General features: G+C 45.7%; 8 protein-coding genes and 1 pseudogene. 1 reads left to right on the top strand and 8 read right to left on the bottom strand.

Annotated elements, in window-relative coordinates; translation table 11 throughout:
- Positions 1 to 171: 171 nt before the first annotated feature.
- Genes HMPREF9007_RS03740 through HMPREF9007_RS03760 form a run of 5 tightly spaced genes read right to left on the bottom strand, consistent with a single transcriptional unit; the run spans position 172 to position 10,720 of the window.
- Positions 172 to 2,319, bottom strand: coding sequence for a BACON domain-containing carbohydrate-binding protein (locus HMPREF9007_RS03740; protein ID WP_008763275.1), 2,148 nt, complete (start codon positions 2,317 to 2,319; stop codon positions 172 to 174).
- A gap of 2 nt (positions 2,320 to 2,321) precedes the next feature.
- Positions 2,322 to 3,602: a hypothetical protein gene (locus HMPREF9007_RS03745; RefSeq protein ID WP_008763274.1), complete on the bottom strand. Its 1,281-nt coding sequence runs from the start codon at positions 3,600 to 3,602 to the stop codon at positions 2,322 to 2,324.
- Positions 3,603 to 3,623: 21 nt separating this feature from the next.
- On the bottom strand, positions 3,624 to 5,630 hold the full coding sequence (locus HMPREF9007_RS03750) for a SusD/RagB family nutrient-binding outer membrane lipoprotein (RefSeq protein WP_008767770.1): 2,007 nt from the start codon (positions 5,628 to 5,630) through the stop codon (positions 3,624 to 3,626).
- Between the two features lie 11 nt (positions 5,631 to 5,641).
- Positions 5,642 to 8,947, bottom strand: coding sequence for a TonB-dependent receptor (locus tag HMPREF9007_RS03755; RefSeq protein WP_008767769.1), 3,306 nt, complete (start codon positions 8,945 to 8,947; stop codon positions 5,642 to 5,644).
- A gap of 36 nt (positions 8,948 to 8,983) precedes the next feature.
- Positions 8,984 to 10,720: a DUF5010 domain-containing protein gene (locus HMPREF9007_RS03760; RefSeq protein WP_008763271.1), complete on the bottom strand. Its 1,737-nt coding sequence runs from the start codon at positions 10,718 to 10,720 to the stop codon at positions 8,984 to 8,986.
- Between the two features lie 680 nt (positions 10,721 to 11,400).
- Between HMPREF9007_RS03760 and HMPREF9007_RS03765 the strand changes: the two are divergent.
- A pseudogene (locus tag HMPREF9007_RS03765) lies at positions 11,401 to 15,095 on the top strand (sugar-binding domain-containing protein).
- A 455-nt stretch (positions 15,096 to 15,550) separates the two neighbouring features.
- Here HMPREF9007_RS03765 and HMPREF9007_RS03770 read toward each other — a convergent pair.
- The 3 genes from HMPREF9007_RS03770 to HMPREF9007_RS27875 form a co-directional block, all read right to left on the bottom strand.
- A complete protein-coding gene (locus tag HMPREF9007_RS03770) occupies positions 15,551 to 18,610 on the bottom strand; it encodes a glycoside hydrolase family 95 protein (protein ID WP_032850708.1) in 3,060 nt (1,019 codons plus the stop codon).
- A gap of 214 nt (positions 18,611 to 18,824) precedes the next feature.
- Complete coding sequence (locus HMPREF9007_RS03775; protein ID WP_008763269.1) at positions 18,825 to 21,386, bottom strand: glycoside hydrolase family 3 C-terminal domain-containing protein; 2,562 nt, start codon at positions 21,384 to 21,386, stop codon at positions 18,825 to 18,827.
- A gap of 50 nt (positions 21,387 to 21,436) precedes the next feature.
- Entirely contained in the window at positions 21,437 to 21,901 is a 465-nt protein-coding gene (locus HMPREF9007_RS27875) for a hypothetical protein (RefSeq protein WP_277754708.1), read from the bottom strand.
- Between the last annotated feature and the right edge of the window lie 70 nt (positions 21,902 to 21,971).

Below are 21,971 nucleotides of genomic sequence, written 5' to 3'. Positions count from 1 at the left end.
TTTTTATGTCATAGGACTAAAAACCTCACTGTACCATTACGAATGAATCGACAAGGAAACAATGCATGACTTTACTACTGACTCAAAAGAAAAGCAGACTATCAATGGCGGGAATCTTCCCGCCGACTGATAGTCCGCTCTTTTTATAGTATATACCTACTTGACTCTATATCAATTGGATTCTCCCATGATAGTAGTGGCAGATGATCCCCAAGTAAAGTTGCTCTTCAATGCCGAATTGGACTTCAAGTACGGTTGCTGAACCTTCGGTCCCTTCGTCCATTCTTCCGATTCGGATGTCAATGTATTCAACAGGTCTTGGAAGTGCATGGAAACTACGTGTTTCGGGTCCGGACTCTTGTAATATTCCAGATATTCCATCGGTACATATACCGTGCTCGGCCATGTCTTAAAGACAGTACACCAGGTTGTCGGTTGGGTAGCACCTTCGTCGGCATCACTACGGGCAACTTCCTTACACTGGAACGGTAATGACTTCAAGTGCAAAGTCTTGAGTGCCGTCACATTATCAAAGATGTATCCGTAAACATAAGTCATGGTACTCGGGAACCAAGCTTCATTTACTACTGAGTTACCGAACGCGTGACGACCGATATAAGTCGGACCTTCGTTCACCACTACCGTTCTCAGCTTGGTACAGTTACGACAAGCTTCTCTCGGTACGTATTGCAATCCTGTCGGGAATGAAATATTCTCCAGAAGGTTACATCCGTTGAATACACCATTCTTCAGCGTTTCATTCTCCACTTCCGTCATATCCAGAGTTTTCAGGTTGTAGCCCTTACCCGCTGTCATCATGTTCTTCAGTAAGTTCAAATCGGTATCGTTGAGTCTGCCCTTCAATTCCAGGCTAGTGATGGATTCCCAATCTTTATAGATTTCGTCATCAATAAGACCCTGCAATACATTCGTCAAACCTCCCGGAGCCGGAATTTCAATCTGAGTGGCCGCAGCCTGACGGATAACCATATAGTCTTTCTTGTTTTCATAACCCTTGCGATAGATGTAAACGGTAGCCTGACGTTCTCTCAGCACCTTATTCACATCGTACGTGAAGATGACACGTTCGGGCATCGAGTTGTTTGCCATGTGCAGCCAACCATTCTCTGCCGTATAGCCACTTTCTTCCGGATATACGATATCCACCAAAATCTCGTTCTTCGGATCAGTCAACGTAGACTGTACGCTATACTTCACGGTAGCGGCACTGCCCAGCTTATCCAAACTTGTTCTGAAATCGTTCTTGTTGGTAATAACCAGTTCCACATCGCTTGCCTGAGCCTGAGTCACGGTAAACTCTTCTCTCACCTTCTTGTCGGCAGCGGCACAAAGCGCGATCGTTGCCGTACGTTCGCCACCGGTATTTTCTTTCACGGAAACGAGGAAGGTAGAATCGCCCTTGGCGTCTATGGCAGGCTTAAACGAAATCCAATCCTGATCGTTCTTATCAATATCAATCGTCAAATCCCTCGGTCCGTTGGTATTGGTTGCCTTATATTTCAACAGAATCGAATCTTCTTTCGATGCCAGATTAGTGAACATTTCCTTGTTATCGACCGTAATGACAGGTTTGGGCAGACCGGTCTGGAAGATATTCATCGTAGCCTTTACATTATCATTATCTTTCGAAGAGATTTCAATGGTACCTCTACGAATATCAAACTTCTGATTCGGCAACACCTTAAAGTACAGTGTATGGTTTTCCATCGCACGTGTCTCCGGTTCGCCTGCGGGGTGTTCGTCCGTCGGCATGATCCAGCCCGTGTCACCGGAATAGAGGAAACTGGTTTTATACTCTCCTGTGTTGATTCCAAACTCTACGGAAATAATATGCTCACCGGCATCCAGGTTTTCGTAGGCCTTCGGGTCGGTGATTACCACCGCATCCTTCTGTGCCTGATAGATAACGAAATCATACTTAAAGCCACCGGACACGAGAGAAAAATTAGCACGGCGTGCATCCGGTTCTACATTTTCGGCTGCAGCTACCCATACTTTGTTTCCTTCGCCGGCCGTTCCTTCGCGTTCAAACAGCACTACCCAGCTATTATCCACACCTTCCGAATCATCCAATACGATATGCCAATCCTGATTGGCGTTGAATGTCAGTACTTGAGCGGAATTTCCCGCAGAAGAAAAACTGAAGGTGGACGCTTCGTTCACAATCTCCAATTTAGGCTCTAGCGGCGTCACCACTTCCGGACCGGTTTCATCGTCACCACATGCAGTCAGTAACGATGCCACCAAACATCCGGTCAAGCCGATATATTTCCAATTGATAAAATTTATCGCTTTCATGCTTATTTCACTTTAAATTCTTCTTTTACAATATTAAGGTATTTCATACCGTATCCATTCCCGTAATTCGGGTCAGTCGGTTCGATAGCCTGATCCACATTCCAACGGTTAAAAGAATCGATGATGACCATCGGACGCTTTCCCAAGTTCATCTTGGCAACATTACACATCTTACGGAACATATCTTCATCCTTAAATACCACAGGGAAGTTATAGAACTGAGTTCCATCACCATCTATCCACTGATTGAACGAAGGTGAAACGCTAGGTACGAAGTCTACTCCGTAATTAGCCCACTCATATTCGCGGTTGTACTTAAAGTTCTGGTCGATGCACTGCGGATAGCAGGTAGGGCGGAACCAGTCGGTCTGATTGTACATATTATCCATGTACACAGCATCCACTTTCCCGCTCAGGAAGAAGTTATGCCAGCGTGCGGGAGGCGTCCAGCGTTCCTGACGTGCTAAGATATAAATCTCCAGTCCATTGCCATTGCCGTCTTTTACATTCTCACGCACCCTTTCACGGATCGTATTGTAAAGTTTCTCAGAATCGCGTGCATACAACTTATCAGCATTCCAGACAACAATCATCGGTTTGCCGTCTACAGTATAGTAAAGATCGTTGTTCGTACAGAAACGGCTTGTCAGGTTGACAAAAAAGCTATAAAGTTGCTCACAACGTGCAGAGACACCATTTTCATCGGCATCGTCTTCTATCATGGCGGTGTTGTTAAGTCCGTTTGCGAAGTTATTCATATCCATAGAAACCGCATAACGCAAACCTCCCCATTCGATACCTTCCGAGTTGGGATTCAGTCCCGCCATATAGTTCACGAAATTCACGTTACCTTCGTTCAGCAAATCTCCCTTACTGGTATCCAGACCGATGTTCGGCAAGATAAGGAAATTGATACCGGCATTATTTGCCCAGGTAAGGTGCTGCTGAATCAAGTCAGCAGTTTCGGCTTTATTGATATCCATCGAATAACGTCCCAGCACCGGACGCACATTCGGACAAAGCTGTGGATACTGTCCGCTCTGATTATATTCACCAATCAACCGCGCATACTTCTTTTCATCCACCCCCGTACTACCCAAGTTCCAATAAATGGCTCCTACCGGAATATCGCTGCTCGGTCTGATTTGCGGAATCTCATAGTTCAAGAAATGATCATCGATGGAAGGACCGTCATCTGTCGGTGAACAGGCCGATCCGGCCACCAGTCCCAACGTCAGGCATATTGCAAGACCTGTCTTATTAAAAATCTTATACTTTTTCATTTTTCAGTCATTACTTAATTACTACTTTTCTACCTTATAAACTAAAAGTGTAGCTTCTATCAAGAAGTTGTAAGCCTTGTCCAAAGCCTCTTCAGCCTCCTTGATACCGGTCAGCTCACGGGCATTCTTCAAGAACTCTTCATAGGTCTGTCCATACTTCTTGGCTTGGAAATCCATGTTGAACTGTACATAATCGCTGTTTTCCCATCCGGCTATCATCTCTTCCTGGTTAGGTACAGGTTTTGCGAACTGAAGCATCGTGAAGATATTGTCTCCCCAACGAGCAGCATTAGGTTTCGGACTATTCTTCTGTAACAAATCGATAGCTCTGTAATAAGCCTCTGCATTTGTCTGACGTTCCGCATCCGGGAAGTAAAGGCGTTCGGGCCAGCCGTAGTACATATTTCCGCCTTCTTCATAAGCCTGAGATCCGTTCAGGAACAGAGGCGGAAGGTTCAATGCACGTGTGCGGCGTTCCATACGCCAGGCAGACATACCATCCAGGAAGTCGGCAAACCAGCGTTGTTTGTAGATTTGCTCCAGTTGTCCATCCTTACCGTCTGCTCCGTTGATGTCGGCAGTCATCAGTTTACGGGTATCATAGAATCCTTTATGACTGGTTCCCCAGGCGATTCCTTCCTGAGCCATATAGGCAGCAGCAGAAGCAGACAAGCCGTTCTCTTCGAACGAAGCACGGATGCCTTCTTCATAATAGGTCTGTGCATCCTTGGATCCCAAGTCGAACTTCACTTTCGCCTCAGCGCAGAGGAAACAAGCATCTGCCCAGCGCAGCAAAGGCATCGTAGCGTCCATTGCATAATATCTCGGGTTGATGTAGCATCTGTTGTCTTCGTTCATTGACAATGGATCAGGGATTTCTCTTGTACCGTTCGGGTCGGTCGGGTCGATCGGTCTTCTCCAGCCGAACGGTGTACGGGCGCCCGGATTGTCCGGTGTAGGAACGTATGGAATAGAGTAACGTACACGCAATGAATCACGCACTTCATATCCATCTATCATCCATTGCAGGTGTTCCTGCTGATCGCTGGCAGAACAACCGCTCACATCACAGTCGTGTGAACGAGTCAGCACATCCGTCATACGATAAGGCTGGCGTTCCGGCCAATAAACGTTGGAGCCGTCAAAGTAAGTCTCCATACGCGGATCGTTGTATGAGAACAGGTAAATGGCGAAATATTCGTTCATGGAAGGGATCAGCCCCCAGTTTGCTTTCGTCTGAATTTCTTCTTTATACAAACGAGTGTAATACCAGGAACAGTCTTTGTCGATCACCGTTCCATATTTGGGAGCAAACGCATCGTCCAGAGAGCTGAACAGCCATTCTTCATGTCCCATAGATTTCGCAGCATATTCGCGTGCTTTCTCTTCGCTGATGTTCTGGATATTCATGGCTATCTCCAGGCGTAATGTATTAGCCAGTTTACGCCATTTCTGCACATCTCCGTTATAAACAGGGTCTTTCAGAATCTTATCAGTGGATGATTCGTCGAACTCATCGACTGCCTGATCCAGCCAACCCAAAATGGAATAGTAAGCATCGGCTTCCGAATCATAATCAAAGATACGCTTGTCCGTTCCTCCGTCCATACCGGCATGGCTTAGTCCGACCGGACCATAGAGTGACAGTAACTGGTAGTAAGTGAATGCTTTCCATGTCTTTACAACAGCCAGACTGTTAGGCAAAGAGCCATCATCGTATGCTTTTGCCAGCTCTTCCAGGTCGCGCAGAATCTCTACATAAAACTTACGGTAGAATCCGTCTCCCCTTTCGTTCCACGGTGTCTGGAAAGCGACGTTAGTAATGTAACGTGAATAACTCCACATACGGTTATTATTCAATTCACTGATCGCATTCATTGTTTTGTAAACCGTACCGGGGAAAATACTCTGCAGATTTACCTCATACAATTTGTTCGGGTCCGAGTTGATGGTTTCGAAACCGTCCGTACACCCCACGGCAGTCGATGCCAGCAGGAGTAACGGTAATATTTTGTTTTTCAATTTCATGCTTTACGAATTTAAAAAGAAACTTTAATATCAAATCCATAGGTTGCGGAAGGCAGGTTGAAACCACGTTCGAAACCTTGTGCATTTCCTGTTGTACTCGTTGCCTGCGGATCAAGCCCGTGCGGTGTATTGGCAAACAAGGTAGCAATGTTTCGTCCGACAGCCGCCACACGGAATGTCTGGAACGGAGTCTTTCTCAGCCATTTTTTCGGTAAATCGTAGCTGACAGTGATTTCACGCAACTTCACATAAGAAGCATCGTAGATGAAACGGGAAATATCACGAGAGGTATAGTGCATCCAATAGCGTTCGGGGGTACAATAACCCAATACTTGTTGTCCAGCCAGCCCTTCTACGTCTTCGTCATAACGGCAGTTAGGAAGAACTACCCCTTTAGGACGTCCCCAGTCAGGATAAATCTGTCCGTTTGCAGTCGGTGTGTTGGCGTTCTGAGGACGCATGAAGCCATATCGTTCTTCGTCCGACTCACCCAAAATCTTTCTGGAGAAGAAATCCGCGTCACGACCTTCCAATGATTTGACGGATTGTCCGTCTACAGAACTCTGGATGGATGTCTGAGAGAAGAACTTACCACCCTTCTGGAAGTCGAACATGACAGAGAAGGAGAAATTACCCAAACGGAACACGTTGTTCCAGCCACCTCGCCAGTCAGCCTGTACACAGCCTAAATATTCATAGTCCTGTCCTTCTTTCGGCGACCCGTCGAGCTGACAAAGGATGTATCCTTCGGCATCGCGTTTAAATGTCTTCGCATAGATAGCACCGTAGGGCTTGCCTACTTCCGCATAAGACTTCACGTTGTACACACCGCTACCAATCTGTATCTTGTCGATACCTTCGGGCAATGATTCTACCATGGAATTGTTCTTTGACCAGTTGAAAATGGTTTTCCACTCGAAGTTCTTCACCTTCACCGGCACACCGCTCACGGAGATTTCCCAACCCTTATTGGAGATTTTACCGGAGTTGATGATTACACGCTGGTAATTGGATAAATAAGAAAGTTCCGACTCGACAATCTGATCACGAGTGTATTTGTCATAGTAAGTAACATCTGCTGTCAGGCGTCCGTCCAGCAAACGAACTTCCGCACCGATTTCTTTTGAGATGGTTGTTTCCGGTTTCAAGTTCGGATTCTTGCGTACGGCGTCACCCTGGAACCACGCCATGTCATTACGGAACAATCCTCCGTAACTGTAACTGTTAATCAAACGGTCGAAACCGGCATCGTTACCCACGCGGGCAATAGAACCACGCAACTTGGCGAATGAGAATGTCTTGCTCTTCAGTTTGGGGAAGATTTCCGTCAACACGGCACTGGCACTACCGGAGGCATAGAAGTAAGAATTGTTGGCTTTCGGCAAAGAACTTGACCAGTCATTACGGAAAGTTCCGTCTACAAACAAACCATGATATCCCAAAGACAACATACCGAATACGGACTGCTTCTCTTTCGCGTTCACACTTTCCGTCCCACTCAATATTGAGGCATTGTTGGACAATGACTTCACATCCGGAGCTGCCAATTGAGAAACCTGATTCCAGAGTTTATACCAGTCATTCTTTTGCATGGAAGTACCCAAGTTAGCACTGAGGCTGACCTTCTTGATATTGCGGTTATAAGAAATAACTCCTTCATAGTTGTAGTTGTTGGAGGCCTCACGGAAAGTTTCGTACTGTCCATCGATATCCCACATGGTATAATAATTATCGAACTTCCAACCGTTCTTGTTTGCCTTTTCTACACTGGCACGCAAACGGATATTCATTCCCTGAATCGGTTTGATATTAAGAGTCAGGTTACCACGGAAGTTATTACGGCCGTCACCATTGCTGATTTCGTTCAGCAGCCAGTAAGGATTGTAGAATCCGTTACCACGCGTGAAGGCTTCACCTGTCTCGCGCTTCCACGGCAGTAATTCCTCCATAACAACGTCACGCGGCATATTCATGATGGCACGCATCGGGTTACGGTTACTGTCACCTTTATAATCACGGTTATCGGCTGTTTCCAGCTGATAGTTAACGGAGATTTCACTGGACAGCCATTTAGCCAGATCCATATTCACACGCAGGTCAAATGTGTGACGCTTCATGTTATCGAAGTTCTTCAGCATTCCGTCGTAGTCGATACCCGTATAGTTGAAACGGATACCTGCTCCATTAAACACTTTATTGACCGAAACACTATGAGTCATGGCTACACCCATTTCGTACATATCCGTGATACCATCCTTATTAGGTACATAAGAACGTATCTGATTATTACGTCCCACCAGGTCAAAGCCTAACATCGGCAACCCCCATGAGCGTTGATTCGGATTCGCCCAGTTAAATACAAAAATACCATAAGGCAGGCTGGGGTCATAAGCATAACCGTTCTTTGAGTTGGAACCATAATAGTTGAATCCGTCACCCACACCGACAGCCGGAAGGCTGGCCGAACCATAAACATTCTGATAGGCAGGAAATTCACGCAAGAAAGTAAACTGCATATTGTAGCCATAAGAAACACCGAGTCCGGATTTCTTTGTAGCCTTACGGGTAGTGATCAGAATAACGCCATTGGCAGCATCAGATCCATACAAGGCAGCCGCATTGGCACCTTTCAAAACTTCGATTGATTCAATATCGTCCGGGCTGATAGCTGAAGCAGGATTACCGTAGTCCAGGTCTCCATCTTCTCCCATCGGGTTCATGATGGGCACACCGTCAATTACGTACAACGGCTGGTTATTTCCGGTCAAGGAGTTGTTACCACGAATTTCTACACGGGTAGAAGACAACGGACCGCCATTCGAGATAAAATTAACGCCCGAAACTTTACCGCTCAGGCTATTCAATAAGTTCGGGTCACGTGTATCCAGCAAAGATTCCGTGTCAATGGACTGACGGGCATATCCCAACGATTTGGATTCACGGCTGATACCCAATGCCGTAACCACGACATCGTTCAGTTCTTTGACATCCTCACTTAGAACGATGCGCAGCAGATCATTGTTTTTCAAGGTAGCCAGTCTGATAGTCTTTACAGCATAGCCTATGAATCTTACATTCAGAATAGCATCTTTCGGCACATTGTTCAAGGTAAATTGTCCCTCCATATTTGTCGCAGTAGCTAAGTTTTGGTTTCCAACCACCGTAATATTAGCACCTGGAAGCGGATCACCAAACTCGTCAACAACGACTCCAGTGACCTTTCGGTTTTGCGCCGAAAGTGAAAGTGCGAAGAACGTGAGCAATACCATCAGGCACGTCCCTATCCTCCAGCTTCTTTTCAGATAAAGTTTCTCCATATTAGCTTAAGTTTATAATTAATAAATTTGTTCTTTTCATTTTTCTACAGTGATGGTGAAGTAGTTCAAATCAGGTTTGCCCGCCACAATGTTCAGCACGGTACGGCGCCAGCCGTTCACATCGCTCTTCATGGTGAAAGCGTCGACAGTAACCCATTCGCCTCCGGTAGCAGGAAGTTCTACGACAGGACCTTGTCTTCTTTTCGTGCCTTCGCCAAAGTCAAAACGGATTTTAGCATCTTCTTTGGCAGCATAACATACCTTGACTGTAATATCTCCGGCAGCATAAGGCAGTTCTTTCCATTCCATCCACTCACCCGCCTCTGTGCTGGTGACGTACCATTCGGTGTTCTTATCCGGAGCCACACCGGCTATTTTGGCAACATCCAGACTTCCGGTACGGTATTGATTACCGCTATTCTTAGCAGATACATCGAAGAAGTAATCGCAGGCCTCCATTTCTACACGGAATGATTCGGCCCATGCCCGGCTGCTACTGTATTTACGGAGAATGTTCAGACGCTGATTGGGGAAGTCATAGTAAATGTTGTCGGTACTTCTCCAATAAGCAGCATTCTCGGCCATATCGGTAAAACCTTCCAGGAAGACCAGATCAGCACTCTTCGCAACCATATCGTCCAAAGCATCCGTCAAACGTTTGCCGTGATCTGCATCAAAAAACATACGGGTACCCGATTTATCATTGGTATAGAAAGCCGGAACAGCCACACCTACAGTTTTTCCATTGAAGGTACGTACCGTCCAGGAACTACGGGTGGGAGCCTGCTCAGCAGCAATAAACCAATCGTTCAGTGATTCTACGACTGATTCGTCCACCTCTTTATCACGGTCCTGAAAGGCTCTGTCGGCACAAATAAAGAGATCTTCGCCATAAGCCGACTTGAAGTCAGCATGAATCTTGTTCAGAATAGTCTTTAATTTACCCTTACAGTCTATTTTCTTGTTGCCCAATGCAGCATAGTCTACATTAAGGAAACCATTGATGCTCCACAAAAACAGGACAGGTTTGCCGTCTATGCGAAGAAGATACTTGTTATTGGCTTTATTCTTGCCATAAAAGTTATCGAAGGCCAGTTTTATATTGTAGTCCCATATATACTTATATATATCGTCCAAATTGTCCAGCGGATACATCACCTCTTCATCGGTCAGTCCCTTGTTTTGCTGAGTTTCGGCATTAATGAATGTAGCATAAGTCTGGTACAAATCAAAATTGCGGGCAGCCGCCCAAGAAGCCGGACAGTCATCGAAGATGGCAATCTTCAGATTTTCTTCATTCCGGCGCTGTAAAGCAGCAATGAAATCTTTGATACGGGTAGGATCACCATGATCTCTGTCATAAGCAGGATCAGTGTCGGCCTTCGGCAAGCGTCCGCGGCAATTGGGAGCTACATAATCCAAACCACTATACACCATCTCTTCCACCAGATTATCCCACCACTCTGTTTCCGTAGCTCCAAAAGACTTCACTTCGAAAAGCGGCTTATTATAAAAGGTTGTAGAACTTGTCCCGCCACTGGCAGCATCTTCTCCATTGCGGAGATTCTTCTGGAAGCTGAACAATGCACCCATCAGGAAATTATGTTCGGGAATGTTACTCTCTACCGCAGGAGCAGGAAGTATGAACGTCCCTTCTGTCGGTATAACCGGGTCCGGATTAGTATCAGGAACAATAGTATTGTCCTCATCAGAACAGCTAACAATCATGGAAGCTAATACAAGCCCCATCGTGATTTTCAAATAATTTTTCACGGTCTCTTTTTTATATTATACATTTGCTATTTGTTACACCTCGAAAACACCCTTTTTATCTATTATTTAAGAAAGCGTCGACTGAACAAACTTAATATTTAAGGTTATTTTTGAGTTCTGATGCAAAGTAACAAGAGCCTGCTTAAGATTTTTTATAAAATACGATTAAACTCTGATTAATTTCTAATTAATTTTAAAACTAATACTATCTTCTTATAATTTTTCGCAATCTTAGGTATTAATTTCGGGAAAAGGGGGAAGTTTTATATCCTATAATATGCTGTCCATACCCTATTTATTTATCCAAATGAACATTCATTTCCTGCAAAAAGAAGAATATTTCAAGTAGAAAGGCTAAAAAGGGGAATAAGGCAAATACTATACAAACATAACACAAATCAGGAGATATCCAATTAGTAACTTATCCGATTATATAAGATGTGGATTTTTAGTATTACAATGGCGTTATTCCTGGTAGATTTTCAAAGCGCTCCCGTGATTATTTGCATAAATTCCGCATTTAAGGGATATTTAATAGTCAATTAAGCGAAAATTAAGCTCTCACTTAACTACCTGTCTCTATATTTGCCACATCATTTTTCGTGATCAAACTGTGAATTGCAGTCTTTGCCAAATCATAATTTTAAATACAATGAACTTTTAAACTACAAAATCATATCATGAATCAAATTAGCAAAGTATTTTTAGCTTGCGCCTGTAGCCTGTCCGGTCTGACAACGCAAGCCCAAGATCAAACCGTATGGAGCAATGATTTCTCCAATGCCTCCCAACCACTGAATACTGTGGGACGTGGTGTCTGTCGGGTGAACGATGGAGTATTTCATTCGCGCAGCGCTTATGCCCTCTTCGGCAATCCTGAGTGGAAAGATTATACCCTGTCTTTCAAGGCACGTGCCCCGAAAGACGCCGAACAGGTACAGATATGGGCAGGCTTCCGTACACATAACCGCTTTGACCGTTATGTGGTAGGTATCAAAGGCGGGTTGCAAGACGATCTCTACCTGATGCGTACCGGATATATGGGTACAGACGAATTCATGGGAGTCCGTCCGCTGGGCTTTCACCCCGTGCCGGGAGAGTGGTACAAAGTGAAAGTGGAAGTATGCGGTAACCGTATCCGGGTTTTTGTAAACGACGAAAAGCTTCCTCATATTGATTTGGAAGATAAAAACAGCAATCTGGCTCCCACCGGTGAAGTAGCACTGGGAGGCGGATGGATAGATACGGAATTTGATGACCTCACTGTCACCCCATTGGCAGAAGACGCTCTCAAAGGTGTCAGAGTTGAGGAGTATCGCATGGCACTCACCACACAGGAAAAGGAGAAGAAACGCAGCGAAGAACGGGCGCAATACACCTCCGTCAAACTGGATAAACTAACTGCCGACCGCACCGAGCTATCACTGGACGGAAACTGGCTGTTCATGCCCGACTACCAACTAAACGATAAGACAAAGGCCATCTCCATCCAGACAAACGACAACGACTGGCATATAATGCCCGTTCCCGCTTTCTGGAACCCTATCCGCATCTGGCTGCACGGAGAAACCATGCCATCACCCACCGGGCCACAACATAAAGGGGTATCGGACACCTACTACCAACAAGAAACCGACCGATGCGAGAACTATACGTTCAACTACCGGAAAACCGGTGCTGCCTGGTATCGCCAATGGTTGGAACTGCCAGCCGACGTGAAGGGAAAACAGCTGACTCTTTCATTCGACGCCGTATCCAAAATGGCGGAAGTGTATATTAATGGCGAAGCGGCTGGTTCCAACATCGGTATGTTCGGTGATTTCCAAGTAGATGCCACCCGATTCCTGCGTCCGGGACGCAACCTGATCGCAGTAAAAGTGACACGTGACATCAACGGAAAAGCCGCACAAACCAGTGACGCCATGGAAAACTACTATTCATCAGTACGCAAGGAAGTAGAGGATAACCAGAACGACCAGCAGGCCAACAAAGCCGTATTGACAGACATCCCTCATGGATTCTATGGTGATAACCCTGCCGGTATATGGCAACCGGTGAAACTCATTGTCAGCAACCCGCTTAAAGTAGAAGATATCTTTATCAAGCCGGCTCTGGACGGTGCATCAATAGATGTCACCATCAAAAATCATGCGCCCAAAAAGAAAAACTTCGATATCCGCATAGATATTATAGATAAACAGACAGGGGAAACGTTGTACGGTGCACCTGTACGTAGCAAACTCTCATTAGCGACAAGCGCACAAGAAACATTTACCTGTGATATCAAAGGGCTGAAACCCAAACTTTGGGAACCTGCCACTCCTAATCTTTATGATTTTCGCGTGAGCCTGACGGAAGGAAAAACAAAGTGACGGACTGCATCACCGTAACTTCGGGGTTCCGCACGTTTGAAAGCAAAGATGGATTCCTTTATCTGAACGGCCGCAAATATTGGCTGCGTGGAGGTAACCATATTCCTTTCGCTCTCTGTCCCAATGATTCGCTCCTTGCAGACAAGTTCATGAAATTGATGAAAGAAGGTAATGTACAGTCTACCCGAACACATACCACCCCCTGGAACGAACTTTGGGTGTCGGCAGCAGACCGCAACGGTATCGCTATCAGCTTTGAGGGTACTTGGTCGTGGCTCATGATACACTCCACCCCGATACCGGACAAAGGTGTGCTGGATCTTTGGAGCAGTGAATGGCTGCGTGTGATGAAAAAGTACAGAAATCATCCTTCCGTATTCTTCTGGACTGTGAACAATGAAATGAAATTCTACGATCTGGATGCCGACACGGAACGTGCCAAGCAAAAATTCCGCATCGTATCCGATGTGGTGAAAGATATGAGAAAGACCGACCCTACGCGCCCAGTATGCTTCGACTCCAACTACCTACACAACAAAGCCAGCAAACGCTTTGGTGATAACTTTCTGAAAACAGTTGATGACGGAGATATTGATGACAACCATGCCTACTATAATTGGTATGACTATTCGGTATTCCGCTTCTTCAACGGAGAATTCCAGAAACAATTCAAGAGTCCCGGACGCCCGTTGATCAGCCAGGAAATGAGTACAGGTTATCCGAATGCTGAAACCGGTCATCCGACCCGCTCTTATCAGCTGATCCATCAGAATCCCTATTCATTAATTGGATATGAAGCATATGACTGGGGAGATCCCGCCAGTTTCCTTAATACACAATCGTTCATCACGGGAGAGTTGGCCGAAACCCTCCGTCGCACCAACGAACAGGCTTCGGGCATCATGCACTTTGCCTATATGACTTGGTTCCGCCAATGCTATGATCACCAGAATATACAACCGTATCCCACTTACTACGCTATGCAACGTGCTATGCAGCCCGTACTTGTCAGTGCGGAACTGTGGGGACGCAATCTTTATGCAGGTGAGAAGTTACATACACGTATCTATGTAGTAAATGATAATGAAGAAGGACGTGACTTAAAGCCTACGTCACTGGCATGGAGCATTGTAGACGAAACCAATAAGGTACTGGCTTCCGGCACGGAACAATTTCCGGCAGTGGAATATTATGGTCGTAAATACATCGAACCGAACATCCATATGCCTTCCAATTTACCGGCAGACAAGGTTAATGTAAAACTGAAACTCACTCTCACCGAAAGCGGAGTCACTTTATCCCAGAATGAATACGGATTATTAGTGGCACGCAAGGAATGGAATATCGGTCAAGTAACTGCCAGCAAGAAGATTCTTTTACTGGATAAAGATCATATGAAAGTTACCCTTGACTTCCTGGACATCGCCTGCCAGACAGTACCGTCTATCAAGGAACTACTGAATGCCAAGCAAAAAGCTAATCTCTGCATTATATCGGGCTTGAAAGAATGTACCGATGAAGAAGCAAGATTACTGCGTGAATATCAGTCAAAAGGCGGTCGGATTCTCTTCCTGAACAGCAAAGAGGCAGCACAAAAAGTCTATCCCGAATATATCACCGGATGGATTATTCCCACTGAGGGAGACATCGTGGTGATGGAACGGAATGATGCCCCTGTATTCGATGGAATCGGTGCACTGGAATTACGCTATTTCAATAACAACAAGCGTGAAATTCCACTAGCTTGCACCGCTACATTGAAAGCTATCCGCCACGAGAATGTGAAGGAACTCGCCGCCCAAATGAAGATCCATGCTTATATCGACGGTGGTAAGCCGGAGGAACGTATCGCACGTATCGAATCTATGCGCGGACTGACACTGCTACAGATAGCCGACAATAAAGGAAAGTCTCTCGTTTCAACTCTATGTACAGAAAAGGCAACCACTGATCCGATAGCAGGTAAACTGCTGGTAAACATGGTGAATGAATTATTGAAATAGGTATGTAATTAATATCATTGAGTGGAGTTTTTCCATTCTTCCTGCCCGTCTTCCCATTAGAGGAGACGGGCAGTTTTGTTTTTGATTATAATCGAAGTAATTAGCAAAGATGTTCTTACAATTGCAATCCCTGAGTTAATTCACAAAAGATAAGAAATAATAAAAACTTCCCAATTCAGTAGAATTCTTAGTGTCTTCATTGAGAACCGACTTTTAGTCACCTCCATTGTAGATACTACCGCTTTTTTAGTCAACCTCAATGAAGATAGTTTCGACTTTTAATCAAACCCAAGAACAAGCCTTATCCAAACTATTCACATCTTTTTTATTCTATTGAACATAGATTCAAACCAAAAGGCAACTGATTCATTGCGAATCAATTGCCTTTTGGTTTCAGTCGTTAATAGTTGTCTCTGGACAGACTACATTACCTCCTTATACACTTAGTTTTCTCTTTATAAAGAAGATACGTTTTTAATAATATACGTTTTACCCTTCACAGTAGCAAAAGAGATTTGATCATCAGCAAATACCTTTACCTTTGCTCCGGAAACTTTCAGCTCCTTTGCATTCGGATATTTAATCACACATTCCGCACCGGAATTAGAAAGAATCTCTACAGCTGTTATCTTCCCGTCAGTCCATGCCGCGTCTACTTCAAAGTTTCCTCTCGCTTTCATTCCTTTGAATGAGCCATCTTTCCACGCATCGGGCAAAGCAGGAAGCAGTTCGATATATCCGCCCTGACTTTGCAGCAGCATTTCTGCGATACCAGCCGTACAACCAAAGTTTCCATCAATCTGGAAAGGCGGATGCGCATCAAACAAATTAGTATATACACCGCCTACATGGCTTCCGGGAACAGTCAGTTTCATGGCACTTCTCAACAGTTTATGAGAACGATTGCCGTCATGCAGACGTGCCCAAAAGTTCAGTTTCCATGCTTTGCTCCACCCGGTTCCTTCGTCGCCGCGTGTATTCAGCGTCACTTTCATGGCATCTGCATATTTATCGTCCTGTTCGCTTCTTCCGATTACAATCTGCGAACCCGGATGCAACCAGAAAAGATGATTCGTATGCCGGTGCCCACCATCTCCGGTAACATCCTTCGTCACTTCATCTTTCCATTCCATAAACTGCCCGCCCAAACCGATTTTCGGTCCGGAGAGTTTGCTCATAGCTGTTGCTATCTCTATGATTTCAGGGTCTTTGTCCCTTCCCAGTTCTTTGCTGGCTTTGATCATCATGTCGAACATTTCACAAATCATAGCCTGCGAAGTTGAACAGCCCAGTGAGAACTCGCCATGTTCGGGAGAGTGAGACGGATTTGCTACCAGTGTACCGTCGCGTTCGTCTGTCCAAAGATTGTCTACCCAGAAAAGAACAGCATCGAGCATTGTATCATAATACTTTTTCAAGAAGTCTTTATCAAGGTTGAACTGATAATACTCCCAAATATCCTGACACATCCATATTGCCCCTGCCGGAAAATGATGAGGCGTGCTTTTCTTGGCTGGTGCCGTATTGCCCCAGATATTATTCTCATGATGCGTCACCCAGCCGCGAACATTGCCACCATCGGGTTTGCAATAATATTGTTGCGCTGTATACTTTCCACGAGGCACCAGACTTCTGACATACTCTACCATAGGCAGATGACACGGACTCAGATTGGTAGACTGTGTCGGCCAATAATTCATCTGTATATTGATATTCGTATGGTAATCGGCATTCCACGGATTGGAAAGTCTTTCACCCCATACTCCTTGCAAGTTGGCGGGCAAAGAACCTTCTCGTGAAGAAGATATCAAAAGATAACGGCCGAACTGGAAATACAGCATTTCAAGATACTGGTTTTCCTGTTCCGAGTTGGTATTCTCGTCCATACCTTTCAGCAAACTGTCCGTAGGAGCAACGGGTGCCTCCGGCAAGTTACCGAGATTCAGTCGCATTCTGTCGTATAACGAATGATAGTCTTTCTGGTGGGTAGCCAACAGAGCCGTGTACTTCTTATCAGCTACTTTATGCAGCGTAGCCTGCACTTTTTCCAACGGATCTTCTTGAGAGAAATAATTGTAGGAGTCGTCCATGCACTGTACATAGTTTGTGGCGGCAGACATCAGAACGATTATTTCATCGGCATCCTCTACTTTCAGCTTCGTTCCGTCCACTACCGAAACCTTTCCTCCTTTATTCTTCACGACCAGTTGCTGCGCATATTTCAGTCCATTCTTCCAGGCATCCCCTATCCGCTTGTCTCCGCTGACCGGAGTCGGATATCCCGTCATGGTAATGGTATGACTGTCTGCCGTAATGGTTTTATCGGTATGCAGCGATTCAAGAGAAATGATGCGTGAAAGTTTTCCCTTCTTCGAATCTGAGGTGAGACGCATCACCATTACATTATCCGGATAACTCATAAAGTATTCGCGCTTAAAGGTGATTCCATTCTCCTTATACATCACCGTATGAATCGCATTATCTATATCGAGCGTACGGGTATAGTCGGAATAAGGCAGTTCGGTAGAAGCATCTATCGAGAGTTCCGCCAATTGGGGTTTCTGTTTGTTATCGATTAATTCTGTGATTTCGAGTTTGAAGAAGGTGTACTTGTCCGCCTTCAAAGGAAAAGACAGGGTCTTATTGCGGCTCCCCTTTCCGTCCTTATCATCCCCCCAAAAAGTGCCGGACTGCTGATCCAGCAAGTCGTATGATTTTCCGTCTGTCGAACCGTAGAGTTTCCATGATTTCGGATCTCTGCCCGGCATATCATTGGCCGAGGTCAGACTATAGGAAACAGCCTTGGGAGCATGGGTATATGCCCACTTGATAACGCATGGCAGGCTTCCCGCACCAGAGAACCGATCGTTATCGGCAAACCATTTGCTGGTAGTGCTCTGATCGAAAAGGCTGCCTATCGACTGACTTTGATTCTTTGTATTGTCATAATTGGTCTGCACTGCTTCTTTTATCAAGACGGGAATGGGAGGATTGACAGTTTCTACAATGATATTGCTCAATGTCTGGAAAGAACCGAAATGCTCCTTTGTTCCTGCCAGATTATCAATCAGATTCCGCAATTCTGTGCCGTCACCGTCTCCATCGTAGTTATGGGTAATCAGCTTTCCATTTTCATCTATATATGCAGAACGGTTTGCCGTAAAGTCGTTCATCTTCTGTTGCAACATCACCCGCGCCTTGTGGAGATAATCCTTGTTCACTTCCGGAGTTCTCAGATGTCCTCCATTGTAAGACGGATCTTCACCGGGGCCTCCCGACCACAAAGTATGTTCGTTTGTCTGGATGACATCTACGTAGACGTCACCAAAAATCATGGCTCCCATATAACCATTACCGATGGGCAGGGCTTCACTTTCCCAGTTTTTGGCAGGCTTATTATAAGTTGCCTTCAAGGTCGGCTGATAAGGCTGTTCGGAGCAAGCCATCATCGTAGTTCCTGCCACAAAGCTAAGTAGAAATAATACATCTGCAAAACGCAAATACTTGTTTCTCATAATACTAAATTTTAAGAAGTAATGTCTTAAGATTGCCCCATACTGTGTCACGCTTGTGCCACCCTATTGGCACAACTGTGCCAAAGGCTTGGCATAACAGTGCCAGTGCGGTGGCACAACTGTGCCAATAGGGTGGCACAGACTGTGCAATCAGAAGGCATTACCTCAGTGAATGTAATCTTAATCTTCTTTCTGGTTCAAATTTAAATAAAGTCTATAAATCAATGACTGTTTGCAGACGAATATCTTTGGAAGAAGCACCAACCATAACGTCAAATGCCCCTTTCGGTACTACAAACTGTCCTTTTTCTACATCCCAATAGCGAAGTTGCTCTTTGTCCAACTTAATCTCTACCCGACGGCTTTCTCCCGATTTCAAAGGAACACGACGGAATCCCTTCAATTCTTTCAAAGGAACAATTCCTCCGGTCTCCGGTATCCGCACATAAACCTGAGCAACCTCATCGCCATTTCTCTTACCGGTATTTTTTAACCGGAATGAAACGGTGACTTCATCGCCCCCGTCTTTTACTTGCAGATCGCTGTATGTAAAAGAAGAGTAACTCAGACCATAGCCGAACGGATAAAGGACATCTCCTTTGAAATATTTATAAGTACGCCCTTTGGTTATATCATAATCATCAAACGGAGGCAGTTCATCCAAAGACTTGTAGTAGGTGAGCGGCAGACGTCCGGCAGGATTATAATCACCGAACAATACTTCGGCAACGGCGGTTCCTCCCTGTTCACCCGGATACCAGGCATTCACAATGGCAGGAACATGCTCGTCCATCCAGTTAACAGCCAATGAACTGCCTGCTACCAAAACAACAATTATGTTGGGATTCACTTTATAGATTTCCTGCAGAAACTCTCTCTGATCTGCCGGAAGCTGAATATCATACCGGTCCTGTCCTTCACGCTCTATCGATTTATTGATACCCATCACAGCAACTACCGTTTCACATTCGCGAACCGCTTTCCCGGCTTCTCCGTACAAATCGAGACGAGTTGCCTTGCCTATCTGCGGAACTTTCCATTGCAACTTTGCAATGGCATAATCCCGGTTATCATAATATTCCGCTTTCAACTGGTATTCTTTTCCCGCTTCGAGATAAATGGAAGCGGAATCCGTAGATACGGCATGTGCCTGCCACGCATCAATCAGCATCTGATTATCAATGCTCAGGCGGCAACCGTCATCGGATGTAAAGCTGAAAGTATAGCGACCGGAAACGGTCGGTTTCAACTTTCCCGTCCAACGGACAGACAACGGAGATTTGGGCAGGAACGGATCGGGAGCCTGATTGGCAGGTTCAAAGTTGATCCAACTCTCTTTACGCACTCTCGGGGTGCCTTCGAGGCGGGTATTGTCAAAATACTCAGCTTGCAGTCCTTCCGGGAAGTTCTCTCCCTGAATAAGTTCCAGCCCATCGGCAGCCGATTTCCAGGGAGCATAGACGACTTTCACCCGATCGCCCACCCTGTTTCTGATACCTTGTAGTATGGAAACTGGTTCTACTACCGGAGCGCCGCTGTAATCGCCAAATTCACATTTGCCGGCATTGATGCCGACTACTGCGATTGATTTCAGTTTGTCAGCATTCAGCGGAAGTCTGTTTTTCTGATTCTTCAGTAAAACGATACATTGGCGGGCAGCGTCCAGAGCTATCTGCTGATGTTCTTTCGAACCGATCACTGACGGAGAGATTTTAGTATACGGATTTCGCTCCCCGCTATCAAAAAGTCCCAGTTTCATGCGGGCCGTCAGCACATGACAGGCGGCGGAGTCAATATCGGCATCCGATACCATATATTGTTTGTAAGCATTCAATAAGGGGCCGTCATACACATCGTCACCGCATTCAAGGTCGAGTCCCGCCTTGATAGATAAAGTGGCAGCCGCCTCCTTCGTCTTTACATATTTATGGGCATTGACCAGCAAGGCAGGTCCGCCACAATCGGAAACGACATATCCCTGAAATCCCCAGTCTTGACGCAACACCTTTTGCAGCAGCCACGAATTCAGCGTACAGGGCACATCATTCAGCGCATTATAGGCGGACATGATGGAAGCGGCTTTTCCTTCCTTCACACACATTTCGAAAGCAGGAAAGTAATATTCACGCAATTGTTTCTCCGATATCTGTGGATTGCAGACAAAGCGATTATGCTCTTCGTTGTTGGCGGCAAAATGCTTGGGAGTAGAAACGATTTTCAGGTAATGCGGATCATCTCCTTGCAGTCCGTTCACAAAGGCTGTTCCCATTATTCCACTCAGGAAAGGGTCTTCTCCATACGTTTCCGGTGTCCGTCCCCAACGCGGGTCACGTGCCATGTTCACAGTAGGCGACCAGAAAGTCAGCACATCGCTGAATTGTTCTTTCTGTTCTCTTCCCTGATCCAGCTCGTTCCAACGGGCACGTGCCTCATCCGAGATTACTGTAGCGACCCTTTTCTGCAACTCCGGATTCCAGGTAGCTGCCAGTCCGATGGCTTGTGGAAATACGGTGAAACGTCCGGGACGTACTACTCCATGCAATGCTTCATTGCCATGATAGTACTTATCGATACCCAAACGGGGAATGCCGGGAGAAGTGGCACGAAGCAAACTGATCTTCTCTTCCACCGTCAAACGGGAAATCAAATCCATAACCCGTTCATGTACAGGCGCATTTTCATTCTTGTATAGCTCCTGTGCGTGAACGAACGAACAAGACAAGGCTGACAACACACCTGTCAACAAAATCTTTTTATACCTTTTCATCATGATCATTTTTCTATCCTATTTAATAACAAACATGGTAAGCCCCGTACTCTCCCCCATCATTTATCCCAGCTGTCCGTGCGGAAAGGAGATGCCGGCAAGCCTTTCTCATTGTACAGGTTACAACGGGGGCTATTGGAAAATCCGTAACGTACGGCAAGAGGTACAGCCACTTCACTGCTGGACACAATCACCTTATTTCCTTCAATCACCGCATCTGCCCATACAAACTTACGGTCCGCTCCTGCAATGCCGAAGCCTGTCAGCTTCGTCGGTTTCGGATGAGGCGGTTTTCCTGCCGGGATGTACGGAGAAGTTCCCATCACCAACTTTTTACCCTGATTGGTAAACTCCAGAATGATCTTATTTCCTTTCACAGACATCTTTTTATAAAGAGGCCCCATGCCGACAATTTTCTCTCCGTATGCCAGTTTCCGGGCAGCAAGAGCCAGCCGGTGTCCGACATCATATTTATCTACCGGATGCAAATCGAAAGGATCTCCTACATCGATTGTCACAGCCATTGCCGTGTTGGGCAGATTCAAGGCCTTCAGCTGTCCTTCCCGTACCCAGCGCCAGCCGTTTCCTTCAACG

It is taken from the genome of Bacteroides sp. 1_1_14 (assembly GCF_000162515.1).
Classification (GTDB): Bacteria; Bacteroidota; Bacteroidia; order Bacteroidales; family Bacteroidaceae; genus Bacteroides; species Bacteroides thetaiotaomicron.
Note: the sequence above shows the minus strand (reverse complement) of the source record. Positions and strands in the feature narration are given on the sequence as shown.